Annotated in this window: 9 protein-coding genes; all 9 read left to right on the top strand. The window is 38.1% G+C overall.

Annotation, left to right across the window (positions count from 1 at the left end; all coding sequences use genetic code 11):
* Positions 1 to 3: 3 nt before the first annotated feature.
* The 9 genes from J7649_RS15155 (at position 4) to J7649_RS15115 (ending at position 20,697) form a co-directional block, all read left to right on the top strand.
* Positions 4 to 1,194, top strand: a complete 1,191-nt coding sequence (locus J7649_RS15155; RefSeq protein WP_005028684.1) for a hypothetical protein — start codon at positions 4 to 6, stop codon at positions 1,192 to 1,194.
* 12 nt (positions 1,195 to 1,206) lie between these two features.
* Positions 1,207 to 2,448, top strand: coding sequence for a hypothetical protein (locus J7649_RS15150; protein WP_005028681.1), 1,242 nt, complete (start codon positions 1,207 to 1,209; stop codon positions 2,446 to 2,448).
* Between the two features lie 208 nt (positions 2,449 to 2,656).
* Positions 2,657 to 9,943, top strand: a complete 7,287-nt coding sequence (locus tag J7649_RS15145; RefSeq protein WP_077170157.1) for an LPD1 domain-containing protein — start codon at positions 2,657 to 2,659, stop codon at positions 9,941 to 9,943.
* Positions 9,944 to 10,026: 83 nt separating this feature from the next.
* Positions 10,027 to 10,686: a hypothetical protein gene (locus J7649_RS15140; protein ID WP_005028677.1), complete on the top strand. Its 660-nt coding sequence runs from the start codon at positions 10,027 to 10,029 to the stop codon at positions 10,684 to 10,686.
* Between the two features lie 265 nt (positions 10,687 to 10,951).
* A complete protein-coding gene (locus tag J7649_RS15135; RefSeq protein ID WP_228198722.1) occupies positions 10,952 to 18,178 on the top strand; it encodes an LPD1 domain-containing protein in 7,227 nt (2,408 codons plus the stop codon).
* 9 nt (positions 18,179 to 18,187) lie between these two features.
* Entirely contained in the window at positions 18,188 to 18,619 is a 432-nt protein-coding gene (locus tag J7649_RS15130) for a hypothetical protein (RefSeq protein WP_005005806.1), read from the top strand.
* Positions 18,620 to 18,891: 272 nt separating this feature from the next.
* On the top strand, positions 18,892 to 19,464 hold the full coding sequence (locus J7649_RS15125; RefSeq protein ID WP_005028673.1) for a hypothetical protein: 573 nt from the start codon (positions 18,892 to 18,894) through the stop codon (positions 19,462 to 19,464).
* A complete protein-coding gene (locus J7649_RS15120) occupies positions 19,418 to 20,206 on the top strand; it encodes a hypothetical protein (protein WP_005028672.1) in 789 nt (262 codons plus the stop codon). Before J7649_RS15125 ends, J7649_RS15120 begins: the two co-directional genes overlap by 47 nt.
* An 8-nt stretch (positions 20,207 to 20,214) precedes the next feature.
* On the top strand, positions 20,215 to 20,697 hold the full coding sequence (locus J7649_RS15115) for a hypothetical protein (protein ID WP_005028671.1): 483 nt from the start codon (positions 20,215 to 20,217) through the stop codon (positions 20,695 to 20,697).
* Positions 20,698 to 20,732 lie beyond the last annotated feature (35 nt).

Genomic DNA, 20,732 nt, shown 5'->3' with positions numbered 1-20,732 from the left:
ACTATGAGAAAGCGTAAAAATACTTTAAGACAGCCTAAAGGAAAATCAAAGTTTGTACCTGTCATTTTAGGTGCAACTTTGGTGATTAGTAGTCCTGTTTTTGCTGAATGGGCTACGGTTGGTTTGGGTACGATTATGAGCGAGATGTCTTCTCAGATTCCTAAGCATGCAAGCAACCAAGCAAATGATATTCAACAAGTATCTCAAAGTACCCGTAGAAAGTTAGATGATTCGACTGAAAACATCGTTGCAGCGCTTAAAGTTGCGGTGAAGCAAAAGGCGCAAGCTGCTAACCAAATTACCGATGCGACAACTAAAAACACCCAAACTATTGCCTCTGGTATTCAAGCGCTTTTACAGTCAGATACCATGAAAAAAGCACAATTTGCTTATGGCGCCAATACTGGTCAAGGCTTTAAGTCTTGTGAGGTTTTGGCTGAAAATACAAATATGTCGAGTGCATCTGGTCAAGTGATTGATCAAGCAGCTGATATGGCGACTCAAACTTCTCAAGTCGGCGGTAAATTAGTTGGCTCTCAACAGGAAGTGATTAATCAACGCCTAAACGTGCATAAAGCTGAATTCTGTACGGTTGCTGAAGCACAAGCTGGTCAATGTACGTTGTCTAAATTACCGGGTGGCGATACCAATGCTTCCCTACTGTTTAAGTCTGTTGCACCTGGTTCAAAAGAAGCTCTTGCAAGACATTACGTGCGTGAAAACATTTTAGGTACACCAGATAAATCATTGTCTAATGCAACGGCACGTACTCCAGCTGGTCGAGATTATTTGCAAGCAACAAACCAAAAAACAGCTTTACTTGCTATGCCAGCGTATAGCTTGGCGGTTATTGACGCGCAAAATACAAAATCATTCAAAGATATTGACGGCAAAATGGTGTCTGCCAACGATTTGATCGACCAAACAATCGCACGTTACTACGGTGGTCCTGAAGCTAAAAAATGGCAAATGGCGATGGCGATGCAAGATCCACGCGGTCTACTTAAAGAAGCCAATATCATTAACGGTGTTTCTGTTTATTTAGATCTTCAAACTTACAAGCAAAGTTTGCGTGAAGAAGGTTTATTGTCTGCATTACTTTTAGCGAAATCTCAGCCGATAAAAGATGATGTGAAAACGAAATACGGCCAGTCAGTGAAAGTTAAGCTTTCACAAACTATGCCTCAATTTTAAGGAGACTAAATAATGCGTACTCCGAAAAGAACATCACGTAAAGTTATGAAAGCGCCACAAGCGCACGGCTCTCGTTCAAAAATTAGTGCACTCGGTTTAACCCTCGCCATTATTAGCGGTTCTGCATCTGCTTATTACTGTGCTTCCGTGGGCAACCCGATGGCAGTAAATACCTTGAATATGCTTATTCAACAGGCTGATGCGGTGGAAAGCGCTGCGTTACGTGCGTTGGACACAAACTTATCTTTGGGCATTAAAAAGCAACAAGATGATGTGACGGCAGCGATTAAGATCCTGACGAAACAAGAGGCTGTATCTGCTCAAGGTATTTCAGATAACGCACATAAAAACGCACAAAGTCTTGTAACGGCGTACCAAGCTGTTAAACAAAGTGAGCAAATGAAAAAAGCTCAATTTGAGTTTGGTGCACATGGCCAAGCATTTAAAGCGTGTGAAGTTTTAGGCGATCGTGAACAAGCTCAACAAGACAATAAATCTGCTGATAGTTCAATTTTAAATAAAGTTGGCTCTGAAGTGGTTGCTGCGCCTGGTGTCTACATGAACCCTCACAAAGCACAAGAAGCTATGTTACAAGCTCATAATGAGTTTTGTACCACTTCTCAGGCTGCGTCTGGACTATGTGGTGCTGCTGGTGAAAATGCTGGTCTAAGTTTACAAGCTTCAACTTTATTCACGACTGCAGCGCCAGACACGGCGATGGCTCGTGCTCAAAATGCATTGATCAACAACATGGTTGGTCTACCTGATGCTCCAATTGACGGTAGAATTGCGAAAACATCTGCTGGTCAAGATTATGTGATGGCTAAACTGGCGAAAGATGCTTTAACTTCTCCAGCAATTACCTCTTTGAAAGCAATTCAAGCGCAATACTCCCCTGTTGCTGGTGGTGGTACCAATAGTCATGATTCAAGTACCAAACTTGCACCGATGCAACACTTGGAAAAAAGTGTCTCTCGTTATTTAGGTTCAGGGCAAGATTACAAAGACTTTGCTAAATCACAAGCGATTAAAGATGAACGTGGTTTGATGGTCGATGGTTTAATTCAAAGTACTGAACGCTTGAACTTGCAATATCAACAATACAAGTCAAATGAACGTAAAGAAGCGGTATTGGCTGCGCTAGTTTCTGCTGAAAGCAAATTAACTGACGGCTCAATTGAAGTGACTGATCGTTCTAAGTCTACGGGTAACATTCGTAGGATTGCACTTTCACAAGCAATGGCAAGTAAATAGCCTGATTTTTTCATTATCAGGCTGATAATGAAAAAAACTTAAAAAAAAGGGATGGTTTTAAGCCATCCCTTTCTTTGTTTAAAACCCTTTTAGATAGTTTCTTTATATAAATTCTCTTATAATCTTTAGTATATACCGTTCAAAAGTAACCGATGGTGCTTTGATATTTTAATTAAAAGATGCTTATACATATTGCCATGGAGTTTATATGTCAACTAAAAAGAAATGGTTGGATCTGAGTAGCTTTGGCGCTCAACTTGTAGTAACCCCTAAAACTGATTTAAGAAACCAAGCAGCCATTATTAAGATTAAAGATGTTGAGCTTTTAGAGAAAAAGTTGAACACATCCTTAAACAGCTTCTTAACAGGTTTAAAACAGACTGGAAAGTTTGTTTATATCACCAATGAGCAAAATAACGACCTTAGTTTTATGTATAAGAGTTCGCAAGATAGTCTCTCTCTTGCTGACATAAAATCTGTTTTTCCTTACGACTCTAAAAATGACCTCATTGAAATGGATATGTCAGATATATATCTGCAAAACCCAATGAGTAGTGCTGAAAAAAACCAGTGGCAATCCCTATTTGAACTCAATAATCAAAAGTCCGTTGTGCTTTACCAAGCAAAACAGCAAAAACCGTTTGCCCCAAATACAACCATTATGGGTGCGGTTAAACAATTCAATAAAGCAGATTTAGGCTGGAATAAGCTACCGACATTACTGCAGTCCGTAGATCCATTGCCGTTGGCTGATTTAGACCATTACGGGTACCAAGCAGATAAAACACTGACTCGTTATTATGTTGATAAAGAAGCAGCGCTAAATGCTGGACTCATAGAAGATACGATAGAGCCTATTGAACTAAGCAAACAGCTAGTGATTTCGGTTAATTCAGGCGGTGAAGTACTTGCCCTAAAAGATATTACGCAAATTCCTGAGCTGACCAATTATAAAATATCTTCACATCCAGCATGGCCAGCGTATAACAGCTTACCGAAGCAATTTATTGATATTCGAGAGCTGAATAAGGGGCTGAATACGAGCATTGATCCAATTGTGAATGCGCTTAGATCGGATGATCATGCCGTTAATCACCAAGGATTGATCAAGCTTCAAACCTTAGTCACGAAAATCAATGACTGTTTGTATTCATACGAAGAAAACAGCATCCCGTCAGCATTGGCACCATTTGGTATAGAAACAACTGCGTTACAGCTGGTGGACAATGATTGGAAAGTTTGGGAATACAACAACCAAACTTTAGATGTAGAAGAATTCGACCTTGCCGATAAGATTAAGGACCTGATCCAAAGCGTTCAAAATAATATTAATAATTTAAGAACATTTGATCCCTACTCAATTGGTGATAGCAGTTTTGATCGTGAATTAATTTATGAAAGTTTGGATGACATCGGTACAAGTTTAGAAAGCTTGGATCTCAATCAAATTAAGCAAACCATACCGCCTGAACCTAAGGTTCCAGTAAAACGTTTGTTCAATCGAATTGATCACTTTTTTAGACACACCAAGTTTAAGCCGAACATTCCAGAACCAGTCATTAAGGACTCTTTGACTAAACTCGCTTTAATGCGAAAAATTAAGCAAGAATACCTACAAAAAATTGCAAAGCTCAAAGAAGAACGTCAAGCGATTGTTGAAGCGAAAGCAACACATACCATCAGTGAGCGTATTGAAAAAGCGGTTGCGATTCAAGTCGCTGTTGCTACTGAAAATGCGTATGTTTTGGATCAGCAAGCCTATGACGATCAAGCTTATGAAATGGAATTGGCATTAAGTCAGTTAAACATTGCTTCTACGCGTCTGAACAATCTTTATGATAGTTTTTTTGATTCAGTGATAGACCGTGAAGAATACGGCACGGATCTGGATAACTTCCTACAAAGCGTTGTCACCGATGATGAATTGCAAGATGAAATGCAACGTCTATTGGATGAGGCGAACGAGTTTGAAGCTACTCACACCTCAAATGACATTGACATTTATCATTTCAACGTTGATCTAGGTGAAGAACCTAACGGGCTTTGGAATGAAGCTGTTAACCAGTTTGATGTGGTTCATTATTATGATGAACAAGATCAAGAGTTATCTGCAGTCGAAAAGTTTGAATATTCTATTTTGGGATATTCACCATCTCAAGAATCTGCAATGCCAGATTTTAACGATATGGTGTTCTCGAATGCTGTATCAGTGCTGGATAACAGTATTGAGGACATGATTGCGACCAGTGCTGAAAATGTAGGTAAAAACTACTTTTCATTTCATCAGCAAATGCCTCGTATTCTTCAACAACTGCATAGTATTAATAGCCAATTTACGGCGCTTGGTGATGGTGATGCCCATAGCATTGCATCACAATATTTATCGGATGAAAGCTTAGAGCGATTCTATAACCTGTTAGAACAGGACGGTAACTACAAGGGTTTTAATAAGCGTATCGATGTGGCTCATGTGCTTTCTGAGCTGAGTAGCAATATTGGCAACAATCCTGACTCCCCTATCCTTAACCGATTACCTGATATTAGGTCGCAACTCAATCATGCGATAAATGAGGAATTACGTGTACGCACGAATCCTGGTAATGCACTGGCCAACGCGATTGTTTTTGCTGCGACCAATGAAGTTTTGTCTTTAAAAGAAACACTCGAAAAAGATGAAATCTATGTGGTAGACAGCTTTCAAAACTATCTGCCTAAGGTGATACATAAAGACCACTTCAACTCAAATACACAAGAACAGCTTTTTGCCTTAAATAAAAAGGTCGCGGTAAGTATGGCGTATAAGCGCTATCTACAAGACTTTTATCAAAATGCCGTGGGTGAAGAGTCTAAATCTGAAGCGGTTACTGCCATTATTAATAATGAGCACAAGCATATTTTGATGGCACTAGGTTATCTAACACCGACCTACAATGAAGTCACGGCGCCAAAAGACTCGAAAATTGAAAATGTCGTCACGTTGACTGAAGAAGCGGTAAAAACCTACCTAGCTGAAGGTAACGCTTTGATGGTTGAGCCTGAAGTTAGCGCACGTTCTTTGGCGGTGTATAGCAGTACGATAGCATCTGATCAGAACTTCATTCGCTTACTGCCGATGGATCTAGGTCAAAAGGTTAGTTCATTACAAAAGCAAAAAACCATTATGATTAATGGTGCTTCTTCGTTTGAACATATCCTGAGCTCTAATCCGATCAGCAAAAACAAGCTGACCTATGATGACCTTAAGAATGTAATTCTTAATCGTATTTTGACCAAGGAAGCGGTACCGAAATATGAAAAAGGCTTAAAGCTTGATATTGAAGTTAAGAATGTCTATGAGCATGCATCAAGTTTCTTGCCACTTGAAAAGACCGATGTTAACAGTGAAAATGACTTTGGCAATCTCTTTAAACATGGGCTTGTGCTTGAAGCATTACAATCGACTCCAGACTCACTCAAGAATGGATTTAACCTCAACCGTGATTTAATCAATTCTGCCCTACTGCAGTCATTTGAAAATCGTTCTATTGAAGAATGGACGGCACTAAAAAATAAATCTCTCGAGACAAAAACGGGATCTCTTTTAAGCATTATCACCAATCCAGAACGTATCAAAGAGTTTGAGTTTCCTGAGATAAATTTTTATCTCACGGTTTCACCAGCTGATGAACAAAAGCACGGTGCGATTAACTTATATTTCAGCGGTGAACAGATTCCGTCTACCGATCGCTTAATCGTTAAATCAAGTCTGAATGACTTAGCTGCAGACGATAAGGCGCTGTTTAAAGCTTTGACGCTTAGCAATGATTCAGTTTTAAGTACGCAAGAGCAAATGCAGTACTTGATCGACTCATTAGAAAAACGCTATCAGATCTTCCAGTCGATCGAAAACCTACACCTTAAAGAAAAGGTATTGTTTAACCCTGAGTTGGACGATTACAAGGCATTAACTTTGCGTGATGCCGATAATCAATACATCGATCCAACGGCGAAACAAGATCTAATCGATTTTGTGAAAAGCAATGATGTGATGACCAATGTTGATTTGATGAACGTCTTTACCGACTACATCCATCAAAAAGAAATGGATCAAGCGTTTGAAAACGGCTCCAAAATTATTGTGGCCAATGACGGTGCTGATTTAGTGATTTCTGTCATAGATAAAGACACACCAGTTTTACAGCATGATCAATTACGGGTTTTTGATAATGTTGAGCAGTTTGCTAAATTCAACGAGCGTGGTGGATTGTTTAAAGACTTCCAGTTAAACGGGATAAAAGCGCATCTTGTGGACCAAGTATTAAATGATCTTGGGTTACGTGAAAACATACTGCAGACAATCAAGGTGCCATTATCACCCGGTTTTGAAAATATTGATGTTAAAGGCCTTAATGAGATTGTGGCTGTTAATATTTCAACATTGGTCAATAAAATTGATTTTACCTTTGGTGAAAAGCTACTTGAATCTAAAGACCGGTTCGATCTCGCGATTAAAGTTGCCGATGATCAATCTCCGTTAAAACTGGCCATTGTGAATAATGCCGAACATCAGCAATTTGTTGATCAAGGCTATAAAATTCTTCCTACGCCAAAGCACCCGAACTCTAAGAACTTCTTAATTACTGATTTTGCAAAATCATTCAAAAAAGCAGAATTATTTAAGTCTCGCGATCAAGTATATAAACCTGAACATATGGTTCAAAGCGCACCTGTTGTAGAAGTTGCCCAAGAACCATTGGTTGAAGAACCGATCGTAACTGAACCTGAAGTTCAAAAGCCTACTGAACCAGAAGTACAGGAAGCAACGGTAGAAGTTGTAGAGCCGACTGAGCCAGTTGCTCCAGAGCAAACATCACTGTTTGAGTCTGAGGGTAAGCCTGAAGCTGAAGCACCAAAAGAGCCAAAAACAACCAAACCGAAAGCCACTGAGTCACGTTCTGAAGTTGGACTTATTGAAGATACGGGTATGAAAATGCCTGGTGCGAAAAAGGATCTGTATGGTCCACGTTTATCGCTCAGTCAGATTCAAGATATGTCGCTTTTGCAAGTCAAAAACCTAATTACGCGTGACAAAATTTGGAAAAAGGAATCGGTTTTACAAGCAAAAGAAGCTGGTCGAGATATTTACATTCACTTGCTGACTGACGCTGTACGCAAGATGACGAATGATCAGCCACGTTATCCGCTTGAAAATGCCACTGAAGAACAGTTTAAAAAAGTAGGTGCTGGATACTATGACGCTGTTTTAAGTATGCGTGATGCTTTAATGGAAGCAAAAACAGTTCGTGAATTTATTCCTAATGCATGTGATTTATACGTTCGTTTGAATGAAGACAAAGATCTGTTCACGGCGTTTAAATCATTAGATCGGTCATTATTTTCATTGGTAGAAAGCTATGCTGAATATGCTGCCACTGACATGATTATTAGTTCTGAATTGGCGAAAACCGATAGTAGTGAAGCACGTAAAACGCTCACTGAAGCACTTCATCATTTACGGAAAGAGTTACCGCCAGTTAAAGGCACCTACTCTATCTATAAAAAAATACGTAGTGCGATTGATGCCAAACCGTTCCAAGACAAAGTAAAAGCGACTGTTACTTTTAGAAGTGGCAACATTATAGATTCGAGTACGCTATTTAGCAGATCTGATGCTGGTCTATCTGAACAAGTAATGGATCTGTTAACTGCTAAAAAAACCAAAGACGCAACTGCAGAGAATGATGATACTCAAGAAGTCTCGTTATCTGAAAAGAATGTATCGAACATTGTAGATGACACGGCGAGTACCTTAGATGCCCTATTCAAAGAGTATGCTAAGCCTCGTACTATGCGTAAGGCATTCAAGCTCAGTGATGTGGTTGTGACGGAAAACATTGCTTCACGTAATGGCCAAGATGTTACAGCACATACCTTGCAAGCGACCTTTGGATTTAAAGCCGTAGAGTTTGGCGAGTACTTGAACCAGAGCGATCGTCAAATCGCATTAAATAACGCATATGACGGTTGTTTCGCTCTTGCTAAGGCACTTGATATAGATCCGAAATTTGTTGGCTTTAACGGTATGTTGGGTGTTGCTTTTGGTTCGCGTGGACGTTCCGCTGCGATGGCACATTACGAGCCATCTAACCGTGTGATTAACTTAACCAAGAATTCAGGTTTTGGCTCGTTTGGTCATGAATTTTTCCATGCCTATGACCATCTCATTTTTAGTGCGATGACACGCAATCAACCAAAAATGATGATGGAAAACGTACAGCCTTATCTAACTCGTTTTGCAGAATTGAATAACATTAAGTCTGAGAAGTATGCCAACATTAACCAAGATTTGTTGCAAGCTGCAGCCAAAGTAAATCAAGCGATGTATTACTTGCCAATGAAAAAGGATGACTCGATAGAAGTACTTCGCACGAATCTTGAGAATCAAGTCAAGTTTTATGAAACCAGCATCAAAACGATTTTGGATAAAACATTGGTAGATCAACCTGACATTGTTGATTTGTTTACGCCAGATAGAGACAGCATAAAAGAGAAAATTAATACGTTTATTGCGGAACGTGGCAAGTTGCATACTGAACTATCTTCATTGATTAACTTCGCTAATCGTCATGAAGATCCTGAACTTTTCCAAAAGGACGCCATACAACATAGACGTTATATGCACGTTGCCCAAGGCTTGCATAAGTTCTTGTCTGAAAATGAGTATCCAATCCCACGGACTGAGCTCAACAAATATATCTCGCAATCTCGTTCTGAAATTGATCATGATCGTGTCTTTGCAGCGCAAGTACTTGGTGCAGCGAACAGTACAGTCTTTAGATCAGTTGTATTCCGTGATTATCGACAAATGTTGCGTAGTCAGTTTGCGATATGTGCACTCGACTTCATCAAAGAAAACAGCCCTAAACCATTGTCAGATGAACACTTAAAGTTAATTTCTTTAAGCTTACAGACGAACGATCGCTTAACATCAACTAATCAATCTCAGCTAAAAACTGATTTCTACAAAAATGCGATGGTATTAGAGGGCTTAACAAGTGCTAAGAAGCCGTATTGGACGACCGCACATGAAATGTTTGCCCGTAGTGGTGAGCAGTACTTACAAGTGACCTTAGCAGAAATGAACTTGCGTAATGATTGGCTTGTTTACCCATGTCCTGAAGGTGGTTCATCTTCTGTAACTCAACCGCATGGTATAGAAAAAGATGCAATCATGAAGGAGATTCGCGAATTTACGGTGAAAGGCCTGGACTATATTCAGGAAAATATTGCTGAACTGCGTTTTGCTGATCATCAGCAGTATGTCAGAAATGCAATGCACTTCTTCCAACCGGGTACAGATCAACATGAGAACCTAGTTAAATGGAATGAAGTCATTAATGAGATGTCACAAGCTGAATACGATGAATATTGGACTAAGCTCATGACCAACATTGAAGTACAAGCAGATCCAGAATTAAGCAAACAAAAGAATAGCGATCCTGAATTGGCACTATAAGCAATTTTGAGATCTTGGATGCTATCCCCTGTGGGTGGCATCTTTTTTTTATTTAAATCTTATAAATGGAATCAGGGGGCACTATGGCAATAGCAATTCCAAAGCAATTTGCTGGTTTTGGTCTAGCAGTTGCAATTATATCTGTGGCTAATCATTTCGGATTGGTCGATCTCTTTGCTCAAAGTGCTACACGGGCAATATCGAAACAAGCTCAATCAGTAGAGTCAGCCAATCCAGGCCAACCGAATGAACCTGAAAACGGTCTACAAATGGCAAAAGACTATGCTGAACATCAAAAAATGGTAGCCAATAGTGCAGCCATGCCATTTAAAAAAGAAGTGATTAATGTTTCCAGTATGGAAAACACACAACATTTTGGTCCTGTTTCAATGGAATCTCAAAATGTTGATACTGTGTTTATCATTCGAGATAAGGCCACTAAAAGGTTACGAGCCGTTGTTCAGGTACCCAAAAAGCAAACTGTCAATATATCTCTTCCAATTGGTCAATACACCATTCAATATGCCCAAAACAATTATATTAAGGATGCTCCATGGCAAGGATTAAATAAGTTTTGGGGATACGGCACTACCTTTTTAGAAAGTAACCTTGAGCATAATGTTACCTTGGTCCAATATCCGAATAATAGTGGCTACTTTATTCGTGGTACTGGAATTATTGTAGGTGTAGAAGATGGCACCCAACCAGACGAACTCGCTAAAAACGAATTTGTTAAAATGTAACCATCAGCTTTAAGCAAGATGTCACCTATACGGTGGCATTTTTATTTATAAAAAAAGAAAGAATAGTGCACGGTTTTAGATGGTTTTATTAAAAATGATAGGTATTTAAACAGTGCTATTTACTCGGTATATACTATTTTAAAGAATAACGCCTAAACCCTCCCTCAAAGTTAATTTTTTAGTTTAATATAAGCACATATAAGTACTCGTAAGAGTCGTTTTAAAGTCTTGGATCATGCTATGTGACCAAGTAGGAGACTATAAAGTGAATGAAGTTAAATGGCCTAATTTAACTGGTCTTGGTGCGCGTCTTGTAGTATCGCCAGCCAACAATTTTCGCCCAAAAACGGCGATGCTTGTTGTTAATGAATTTGAGCAATTCAAAAAATCTATTGAACAAAACAGTTCTAAGCAATTTGAACAAGTGTTAATGGATGCCCATTTTTATGAAGTGCAAAATGATGATGGTATTCATGCGTACTACTATAAGAACCCGGCAAAGTCTGGTATCGATCTAAACGATCTTCAGAAGGTCTTTCCAGCGTTTACCAACGATATGAAAGTACCGACTAAGCAAGAAGATATTTATCTCACCAATCTACCGTTTAAGAAGAACATTCCGAACTGGAAAAGTTACTTCGCATCAGCGACCGAACGCCTTTCTGCTTTCCCTGAAGTGTATGTCAGTAAGCTAAACAATGGATCTAATATCCTTGATACGCTGAAAACCAGTCTTCAGGAATCGAACAAATCCTACTTGGCTCAATTTCAGTCTTCAAAAATTCCTTTTAATCGTCTTCAAGATTATGGCTATGAAAATATCTTCTCTAAAGTCTATCTAGATGAAGAATCGGCGATGGCCAGTGGCGAAAGTCTAGATAATCTAGCCAAAATTAAGTTGTCTCCATTTGCAGTACCCGTCAATTACGAAAAAGATGGTTCGTTACTGATTATTGATGACTTGCGCCATATTCCTGAAATCTTTGCTCATGATCCGTATGAAGCATTGGGGTTAAATGACAATATTAACCTGGTGCATTTTGCTCATGAATACGAGTCCACTTTTAATCAGCTGATTGAGCATGGCCGTGGCAACAGAATGTTTAACATGAGCTTTAAAGATGTTGATGCTTATGTACAAAAATTAGCTTCTGATCTTGTTGTGATAGACCGTGTGTTTAATCAACAGCAATTGCCGTATCCAAAGCTATTAGAATCAGCTAAACAAGGTATTCCAGCTTTTTATAAAGATGAACACGGCACATGGATGGCGTCTAAACAAGGTATTGAAACACGCCTTGTAGATAAGATGGTGTATGACGCTGCCATGCTTCGCCATGATGTCTTACAACAAATGGTACGCCAGATGCCAACAGGTAAAGTTTTCTTTGCCGATCTGAGCCAAGAGTTCTCTGAATTCTCTGTAAACATCGTTCCTAAGTTTAATGCGCTCTATGATCACCAATCTGCTGAAATCAAACAGCGTAAACTAGAAGAACAACTCAATGAATCAAATGTTAACGAGATCTTGAATGACCTTGATGTTAATTTTGAGGCAACTGAGAAGGCATCTATTACTGAGTCTGATCTACTCAACATTGCAAATGACCTCCCTACTCCAGAAATTGATGATGTTGCCGTACTTAAAGAGCTCTTAAAGTTTCCTGAAGAATTATTGGATGCAAGAGGCAATGACAAGGTGCGTGATTTCGCGCCGTCTATGCTTGAAATTAGACAGATCTTGGATGTCTATGTCATTCCTAAGGCTACTGAACAAGCTCAACAAATTGAGAAGCAATATAGTGATTATCTAAATCAGAAATATGCTGAAATTCAAGATGTCGTGCGCTCAGCTACACAAACAAAAAACTTCAGCGTAGATGATATTCAAGCGATCTCTGACGAAATCGACACACACAATGTTGAGATCTCAAAACAGTACAATGAAGTTAAAAAAGTCTTATGGCAAAGTGAAACTTTGGTATCTGGCATTACGTCTGCAACAAATACCTTTTTGTTTAATAAAAACAGCTTCTACTACGCTAAAGATGAAAACGGCAAATTTGTAGGTTTTGAATCTGAAGTAGAAAGCAATCAACATAAAGCGGATCTGTTCAAATTACTATCTAAGCAATTCGACAATCAATTGGTTTCAATTAACACGCCTGAGCTTCAGGAATTTGTGAATAATGAAACTGCAGTTGATATGTTGATGTCACGCACGAACAATTATGTTGAGCAAAATATCAATGATTTTGTTGCTGGTGATTTTTCTGCGCCTTTAGAGCTAGAGCAAGATGTACAGCGTTTAGAGTTAAGCGATCTGTGCACGGCTGATCTTGCTAATAACGATAAATTAGCTTCAGCGTATTTTGAAGAGTTTACTCGGCTTCTTGATGAATCAAACTTTGATGAAGCATTTTTAAAACAATCTCTATCACAAACTAAAAGTGCGTCATTCTTAAAGAACGGTGTAAATGAGATTTTATTCCGTAATTTATTGGTGCCAAATGCAAGTGAAAACTTCAATCGTAAGACTAAATCTGATTCTGTTCCTGAGGATATTCTTGCTAAAACTTCATCACATACAGATGGGTTTAGTCTGGACCGTCAGTTCAATCGCTTTGTTGAAGTTCAAAGCTTCCAAAAGGCATTAACAGCCAAATATCCGCAACAAGACTGGTCATTTATCACAAAGGATGACCGTGGCGAAAACATCAAGTCGATTGCTGAAGATATGCAGTCTGACATGGAAGAAGACCGTAAAGATGCAAAGGATCTGTTGTCGAGTATCGAACGTCAGTTTTATTCTAAAAATTCGACCTTATTTGTCTCGAACATGGATCTCGCTGCAGATGAAATCTATGTTCAGATTAAACCAACGGGTGACATTGACGATTTAAAAGTTAAAACCGTTAAATCAAATGAATTTGATGAAAACAAACATTTTTCATTGTCTACCGATGGCTACAAAGCAACAAATCAAGCGTATGCGAACATTGCCAAGTATTTTGTTGAAAAAACCCTATATCTAGAAGATGGCGATTATGACAAGGCACAAAAACTAGCTGCCTTAGTGATTGCTGGTGAAGATAAAGAGCTCAAACAAGAAACTAAGAAAGTCTTTGGTGTAGAGCTGACTGCAGATGACTTGAAGCAAGTCCAAAGCATGCAGTTAGAAGATGGTAAGCTCCAGTTAAACAAAACTGCCCTACCGAACCACAACTACAACAACATTCAGCTATTCAACTATCTGAACCTGATTGATATTAATCAGCGTACAGTTTTTGGCAAATTTGATGTTGAAGTACAAAAAGAATTTGAGGTGATTAAGGATCTTCTCAAACCTAATGTAGCTTTTCAGAATAACGTTAAATATTTTTCTCTAACAGCTGAAGAAGAGAACGTACAGTTCAATAGTGAATCTGAATACTTTAACACTCAGCTAGAAAATGCTGTAAAGCACTATGAAGATCACCACGGCGCAATCAAGATCCCTGATCATGATTTGTTTATAACTGTGTTTCAAAAGAATGATCTTCAGTATATACGCCTCTACAATCATAAAGACAAAAATGCGCCGTTTATTGGGCATTCAGTTTCCCTAGATGCCAATATACATAAGGCTACTGGCTTTAATGATAGAGATGCGGTTAAAACGTCTGCGAATGCTTTGTTTAAGTTATCGACTTCACGCAACAGCATGACGTTTATGCCTCCAGCTAAGTTCACTTTTGAAAAATATTACGAGTCAGATCTCAACTTCTTCAAAGCTAAAGATAGTCAGCAAACTTTAATCAATAAAGTGTTTACGTCTTTACCAAACAAGATGTTCCAGTACATTTCTGATCATCCATCTAATTTCAACTCTAAATTAGATTTCATCAGCAATCTTAATTCTGCAACATACGAAAAGTTTGAGGATCTTAGCTACGATAAAAAACCGAATGAAGTCACTGAGCTTCTGAGCAACATCTCTCCAGCGTACACCTATGTTATCGCTCATGTAGATGGCCAGACAGCAATCATGCCTAAAAACTTAACCAAAGTTTTTGATGTTCAGGCATTTGAAGAAGTTCATCCGTTTGATTTGGTGAACTCTAAACTTCAGAAAAGTGATCTTAAAGAACTTTTTAGCAATGGTATCAATGGTGAACCTGATCCGTTCATTAATAAGCTCAAATTTAGTGTTGTATTAAACCGTGTAGGTAATCCAGAACTTGAGGATATTCAGCCTAGATTTATGTTAGAGCAGATCGCCGTGAATGAGGCGTTTGCAGAAAAATATAAAACCTTAACCGCTTTAAATGAAGTCAATGCCGTCATGCTTGAGCATGTCAAAGCATTACAAGATACGATTAAACAGGCTTATGCTGAGCATTTTGTAGGTTCCAACCCTAAAGTTCACCAATACAAGTTGCTAAACAAATCATCTCAACAAGATGAAACACCGCAATTGTTTATGGTTGATACGGACTATGAGCCTCAATTAACTGCCGTGCTTCTTCGTATACCGTCTCATGACTATCAGTATCAATTGATTACTGGTTTTGATGATGTAGACCAGTTTAGTCACGAAATCTTAAATGCTATCGAATCTAAGGTTAATTTCGGTACCACTTTAGAGCAATTAGCACTATCTAACTTGCCTGAAATTCAGATTAAACACAAAACTGACTTTGAGAATAAACAGTTAGCAAGTTTGCATTTCCAAACTTTGATTACGAATACGCTTGGTGCTCTATACGATCAAACCGCACACATAAAGCCGTATATCAAAACTGAAAATCACAAATTGTTTTTGGCCATCAAGCCATCGACCGACAATGAATATGCATCGGTTAAACTTTTTGGTGATAAGTCCGATATTCACGGTGATTACAAGTCTCTGTGCGTTTTTCCTGTTAAAAGTATGCGCTCAGTTGAAGATGTCTTACAACTTCAAAACCGTGTGTTTACTGACTTCACGTTTATCGATCAATTGGTACCAAAAGACAAATATGTGCCTGTTGATGTAAAGGTAGAGCCAAGTGACTCCCCTGCTATGTACTTAGGTGATGTAGGTGCCAAGTTTGGCGGTGCACATAAAGATCGCTACGGTGAATACATTTCATTGGAATATATTTCAGCGACATCAGCCGATCAAACAGCTACGGACTATCGAAAAGCAAAAATCGTTGCAAATAAAGAATTCCAAGCTTGGTACACCAATACGCCACTCGGTATTGATGACAAAATATTCGTAAAGGCAATGTATGACTACTGCCCAACTAAACCGTTATTCTCTAAAAATGCGTTGATGCTTGATAGCCAACGAGCGACAGAATTACGTGCGTATGTGGCTGTTGTTTCTAACATCAGAAATTTGATGGTAGATACTCAAGAAGAGTTGATTCATGCGGTAAGAAACAATAAAAGCTTATCTGCTGAAAGTCTTGGTATGACTGATCGCCAACGTAAAGACTATATCGGGCTTTATAGTAAAGGTACCAAGAACAACTACAAAAACTACTTCGAATTGCTTAGCAATTTGAATGAGTACTACATTATGCCAGAACATACAGGCGGTATCAGTGTTCAGCTTGAGAAAATCATCGAAAAAACGATTGATAAAGAACTCAGTGAGATTCTATCAACAGGTAAGATCTTTGATTTTTACGGTAAGTCGAAAGTCACTAAAGATGTGAGCGATGCGATCAGCAACATGCAACGTACTGGCTTATATTCAACTGTGCTTGAACCATACGTTCTGAAAAGTGCGATTGAAAGTGGTTTAGTTAAAGCTGAATCTGCACCTATTTATGTTAAAGATCCTGTTGCACCAGTTATAGAAGCAACGACTGAAGCTGTGAATACACCTAAAGCACCACGTTTGCCGTCATTTACCAGTGAAGTGAAAAAACTTGAAAATGGCTTTGTGACTGAAAAAGTCCAATCAAGTATTTACGGATTGTTAAATTACTCTCGTACTGGTCCTGATCATCGCCAAGGTGCCGATGTGGATTCATTCAAGCTTAAAGATGACTTTTCTATCCGTGGTGTTGAAGTAGGCAATAAAGTTAGTCCTGTGGCTCAACAGTTGGTTAATGCCGTGTATGACTCATTGGCTGACTTAAAACAACTCATGGGCTTTAAATCAAACAATGGTTTATTGAACTTGGGTGTTGCTTTGGCTTCACGCGGAATTAAAGGATCTGCAGCGCATTTTGAACTGTCTAAGAACGTGGTTAACTTAACTCGTGATAGCGGATCTGGAAGTTTGGCTCATGAGTATGGCCATGCGCTAGATGCACACTTGGGAATGTTGGAAAAAGCGGAAGTATATAAAAATCACGCTCAAATGAATCGTTCTGTACTTCAGGACTATTATGAAGACATCCCTAATTTTGAGATACCAGGTGCACGACACTTCTTATCAAATATGTTGGATGCTGGATACTCCCCTGTTACTGAGTCCGGTCGTGCTTTTGAAAAGGTACATCGTGCGATGATGAATGAGCCAGTTCAGCCAATGAAAAATTACGGTCAAGTACTTCATGAGAATGCTGAGACTGCAATCAAGGCGTACCACACTGTTGCTGATTCAATGCATGATGAAGTGATTAAGAATAAAGAGAATTATCCTAATTCTACGCGCAAAACCTTAAACAGCTTCTTTGACTGGTACCAAAAGCACTATGAAGATCTCATTCGCCGTCAGTTTGAGAAAATTGAAGAGTACTTGAAGAAGTATGAGCGTGAATATAAAGCTGATACAAACCTATCTTTCTTCAGTACAGTTCAAGACAAGGTGGATGTCATTGTCTCTAAAATTAACACTGACATTAATGCTATAAGCTTTAAGTCGTTTGAGCGCTATCAGCAAAAACTTAATGATATGCGCCAGCCAGAACATCATTTACCTACAACCGGTTTGGAAGAAAAAATTACAGGTGTTGCGAACGCAGCGAATGTGGATTTAAAAACACTATCGCAAAACCTATCTGAATACTTGATAGAGTCATCTAAATACAAGTTCTATAACCTGGTAGAGAAGTACATGCCTGAGGGAGTTAAAAATCCTCATACTCAAATGCAAAACTTCTTTGATAAGTCGCAAGACGTTGAAGTTAACGTAGGTGATATTCGTTTTAGTGACAATCTATCGCGTTATAAAAAGGACTGTTTAAATATCGACAGTGCTGAAAATCGTGCAACGCCGTATTACGCGACCAGTACCGAAATGTTTGCTCGTTATTTTGAGACTTATTTGTACTCTAAAGTTTCAAATGAAAATGAAATGAAAAACTCATTTTTAATTGACGGCTACCCTACCGTACAACCTAAAGGTTTAGAGTTTGAGATCTGCAGAAACTTGACTGAACAATTAGTCGAAACTTGTGTGAATGAAATATTTGATCAAGATCTGCAAAACGAAAATACCCAAAAAATTATTGCTGAAGTTTCGATTGAAAAAGAAAATGAAGCTGACCAATTAAGACTTGAGATGTGAGATAACTAAATGCAATACGAAAATATTCATGAAGCAAAAACGCCACTTAAAAGCATGATTACTCGTAGTCATGCCTATATTCGCCTGTTGGTAGAAAAAAGTATGGCTGATGGTATTAAGTTTAAATATCACAACGGTAGACGTTTAACTCAAATTGATGATCCTGAGCGTGTTGTTTCTCAAATCTTCCCTTATTTTTTCCGTTTAGTTTTCTTGGAAATATCAACTTATTACGGTCAAACATTTGATGGTCTTAAGTTTCATTCTAAGAAACGTGCAACAGGAACATTGCAATTAGAGGTCAGTATTCTTGAAGACAAAATACCGAACCAATTAGAGTTTTTCACCTTTATTAGTTACGTTTTTAACTATGGGTTTTTAAAAAATCAATTCCATGAAGACTTAACCCTTTTAACCAAAGCAACAAAGTTTGCCAGTTAAAAGTTAGATCCATTTTAAATCTTAGATTTAGGTATATACTAAAAATAATTTTTAAATATTTAAACTTTCAATGTGGCTTTATAATCAAATAAAGCCATATTGATTTAGAAACAAGTTAGATATTTCTGAATTAAAAGTGTGGCGAAAGTATCAGTTTTATAAGTCAAACAGTCTGCAGTCTTTTAAGTAACTGTTGTAACGAAATAGTCATAACTGAGTCGCTGTACATTTGATGTGTATGCCCTTTTATTAATCCCATTGGAGATGATCGAATGCAAAAACCATTGCATGAAAATCTTGAAAACTTTCTGCCTTACTTGAAAAGTGAACTCGCTGCCAAAGGTATTTTAAGTGCGTCACTCAAAACCATCTTTTTGAACTACATTGATCAGATCACAAAAGAGAATAGATTCGTCAGCCATACCAATACGACCGATCGACAAATTGTATATATAGAACGTGGCGATGATGCATTGATGTTGCGCTTTAAATATTTTGTTGAAAATAATGAGTACTTAGAAGTTGAGTTAATCATCACGGATACTCATGTAAAGTTGGTTTATGCTGAATCACCAGAATTACACTTGCTTTATGATGATGAAACACCAATTTGCTTAGATGCTGGCCAGTTAATCAAGTGTACCAATGACTATGGAACATCACTTGCTACTTTAATTAGCGCCCTATTCCAATGTTTACTCAGTGATGATCCACAAAAAAATATCCAAGACGTACTTAATCAAACTAATCTTTTTGACAAAGTTTCAGATGAAAATGCCGAATTAAACAAGGGTTCACATGATTTCGATAACCGACAAAATCAAGCAAATATCTGGGTTTTCTGATTCAGATTCAGAAGTTGTTAAGGATAGTGTTTTATCCTTATCTACTGCTTTGTGGATCATGAATATACTCATGTCTACAAATTTTGTTATTGGTTTAACCAAGAGAGATCAGAAGCTTTTTGATAATGCCAAAGAAACACTGATTACTGAAATGAAGCGGTTAAATTACAATCTTAGCGATTATAAAGTACTCCCTGTTTCAAAAAAGAATGAACCGCTTTTGCTTCAAATTAAACTTGAACAAAAATCAGATCGGATCATAGATTTAGTCAATGCCAATTTAAAGGATTTATCCAAAGACGAGTCCATGGTTATTGAAGTTCTTTATGCAAATTTAATGAATAGTAATAGTGGTGTTTGCATCACTATAAGCGATATTCATGATAAAACAGCGCTTCAAGTCAGTGAGATTCTTACTGACATTTCAAAAGAATTAAAGGTATCTACTTTATCCGATGTTCTTGATATTTATGCACGACCAATTGAACATAATAATGCCAAGGTGAGCTTTACCCTGGTGAACCCATGGGCATTATCAACCGATAGAAAAAAGACTCTTTGCATTGCTGCACCCATATTCAATGAATACAACAGTCCATTTAAATTAATTGCACTTCTTCAAAATATCATTTATCTAATTAATCAGAAGTGTACTAAAGAGACGGACCTTCTATTCGATTCCATTAACCTACCAAAATTTCAAAATAGACTTTTTGGCCAAAGCTTTTTTTATATTAATTAGGACTAACCATGAAAAACCAAACACGCCCATTTACTGTAGTGTTGTTGGCTCCTATTGCAGAACAACCTATTCATGCTTTAGTTGCGCCATCAGGTGATTCAATTCTGTTATCACAAGATACGAAAGTCTCTACTCTCGCAAATTGTCCAGATATGATCGAATCTGAGTTCGGTACATATGATGAATTTCTTATCGAACATCGCGATCAATTTATGCTGTTTAACCAAGTCGCATCTGATTTAGATCCTGATCTAATTTTTCCTAAAGTGCATTCAGACCTACTTGAAGATAGCTTATGTATTATTCGTTCTATTTTCGCTTTTGAACGTTTCAAATTAGAAGAAGAACAAAAGAATGCTACTCGTAAAGAGCCTAAAGAAATTAATCAAGAATATTTAATGAAACGTGCGATAGACCAGGCAATGACTTTAGAGCAAGATGTTTCTGACCTTTCATCAAATGTAGAGCGCTTACAAAGCCCCATGTCTTAAACTCCATTAAATATATTTAAAATTAACTTTAAACC

Origin of the sequence: Acinetobacter lwoffii (assembly GCF_019343495.1) — a bacterium.
Classification (GTDB): Bacteria; Pseudomonadota; Gammaproteobacteria; order Pseudomonadales; family Moraxellaceae; genus Acinetobacter; species Acinetobacter lwoffii_P.
This window is presented reverse-complemented; position numbering and strand designations above follow the sequence as displayed.

What these genes read in the sequence shown, in the direction of transcription:
- J7649_RS15155 (WP_005028684.1), top strand. Translation starts at nt 4, where the DNA reads ATGAGAAAGCGTAAAAATACTTTAAGACAGCCTAAAGGAAAATCAAAG.
- J7649_RS15125 (WP_005028673.1), top strand. Translation starts at nt 18,892, where the DNA reads ATGCAAAAACCATTGCATGAAAATCTTGAAAACTTTCTGCCTTACTTG.
- J7649_RS15145 (WP_077170157.1), top strand. Translation starts at nt 2,657, where the DNA reads ATGTCAACTAAAAAGAAATGGTTGGATCTGAGTAGCTTTGGCGCTCAA.
- J7649_RS15120 (WP_005028672.1), top strand. Translation starts at nt 19,418, where the DNA reads ATGATTTCGATAACCGACAAAATCAAGCAAATATCTGGGTTTTCTGAT.
- J7649_RS15115 (WP_005028671.1), top strand. Translation starts at nt 20,215, where the DNA reads ATGAAAAACCAAACACGCCCATTTACTGTAGTGTTGTTGGCTCCTATT.
- J7649_RS15130 (WP_005005806.1), top strand. Translation starts at nt 18,188, where the DNA reads ATGCAATACGAAAATATTCATGAAGCAAAAACGCCACTTAAAAGCATG.
- J7649_RS15140 (WP_005028677.1), top strand. Translation starts at nt 10,027, where the DNA reads ATGGCAATAGCAATTCCAAAGCAATTTGCTGGTTTTGGTCTAGCAGTT.
- J7649_RS15150 (WP_005028681.1), top strand. Translation starts at nt 1,207, where the DNA reads ATGCGTACTCCGAAAAGAACATCACGTAAAGTTATGAAAGCGCCACAA.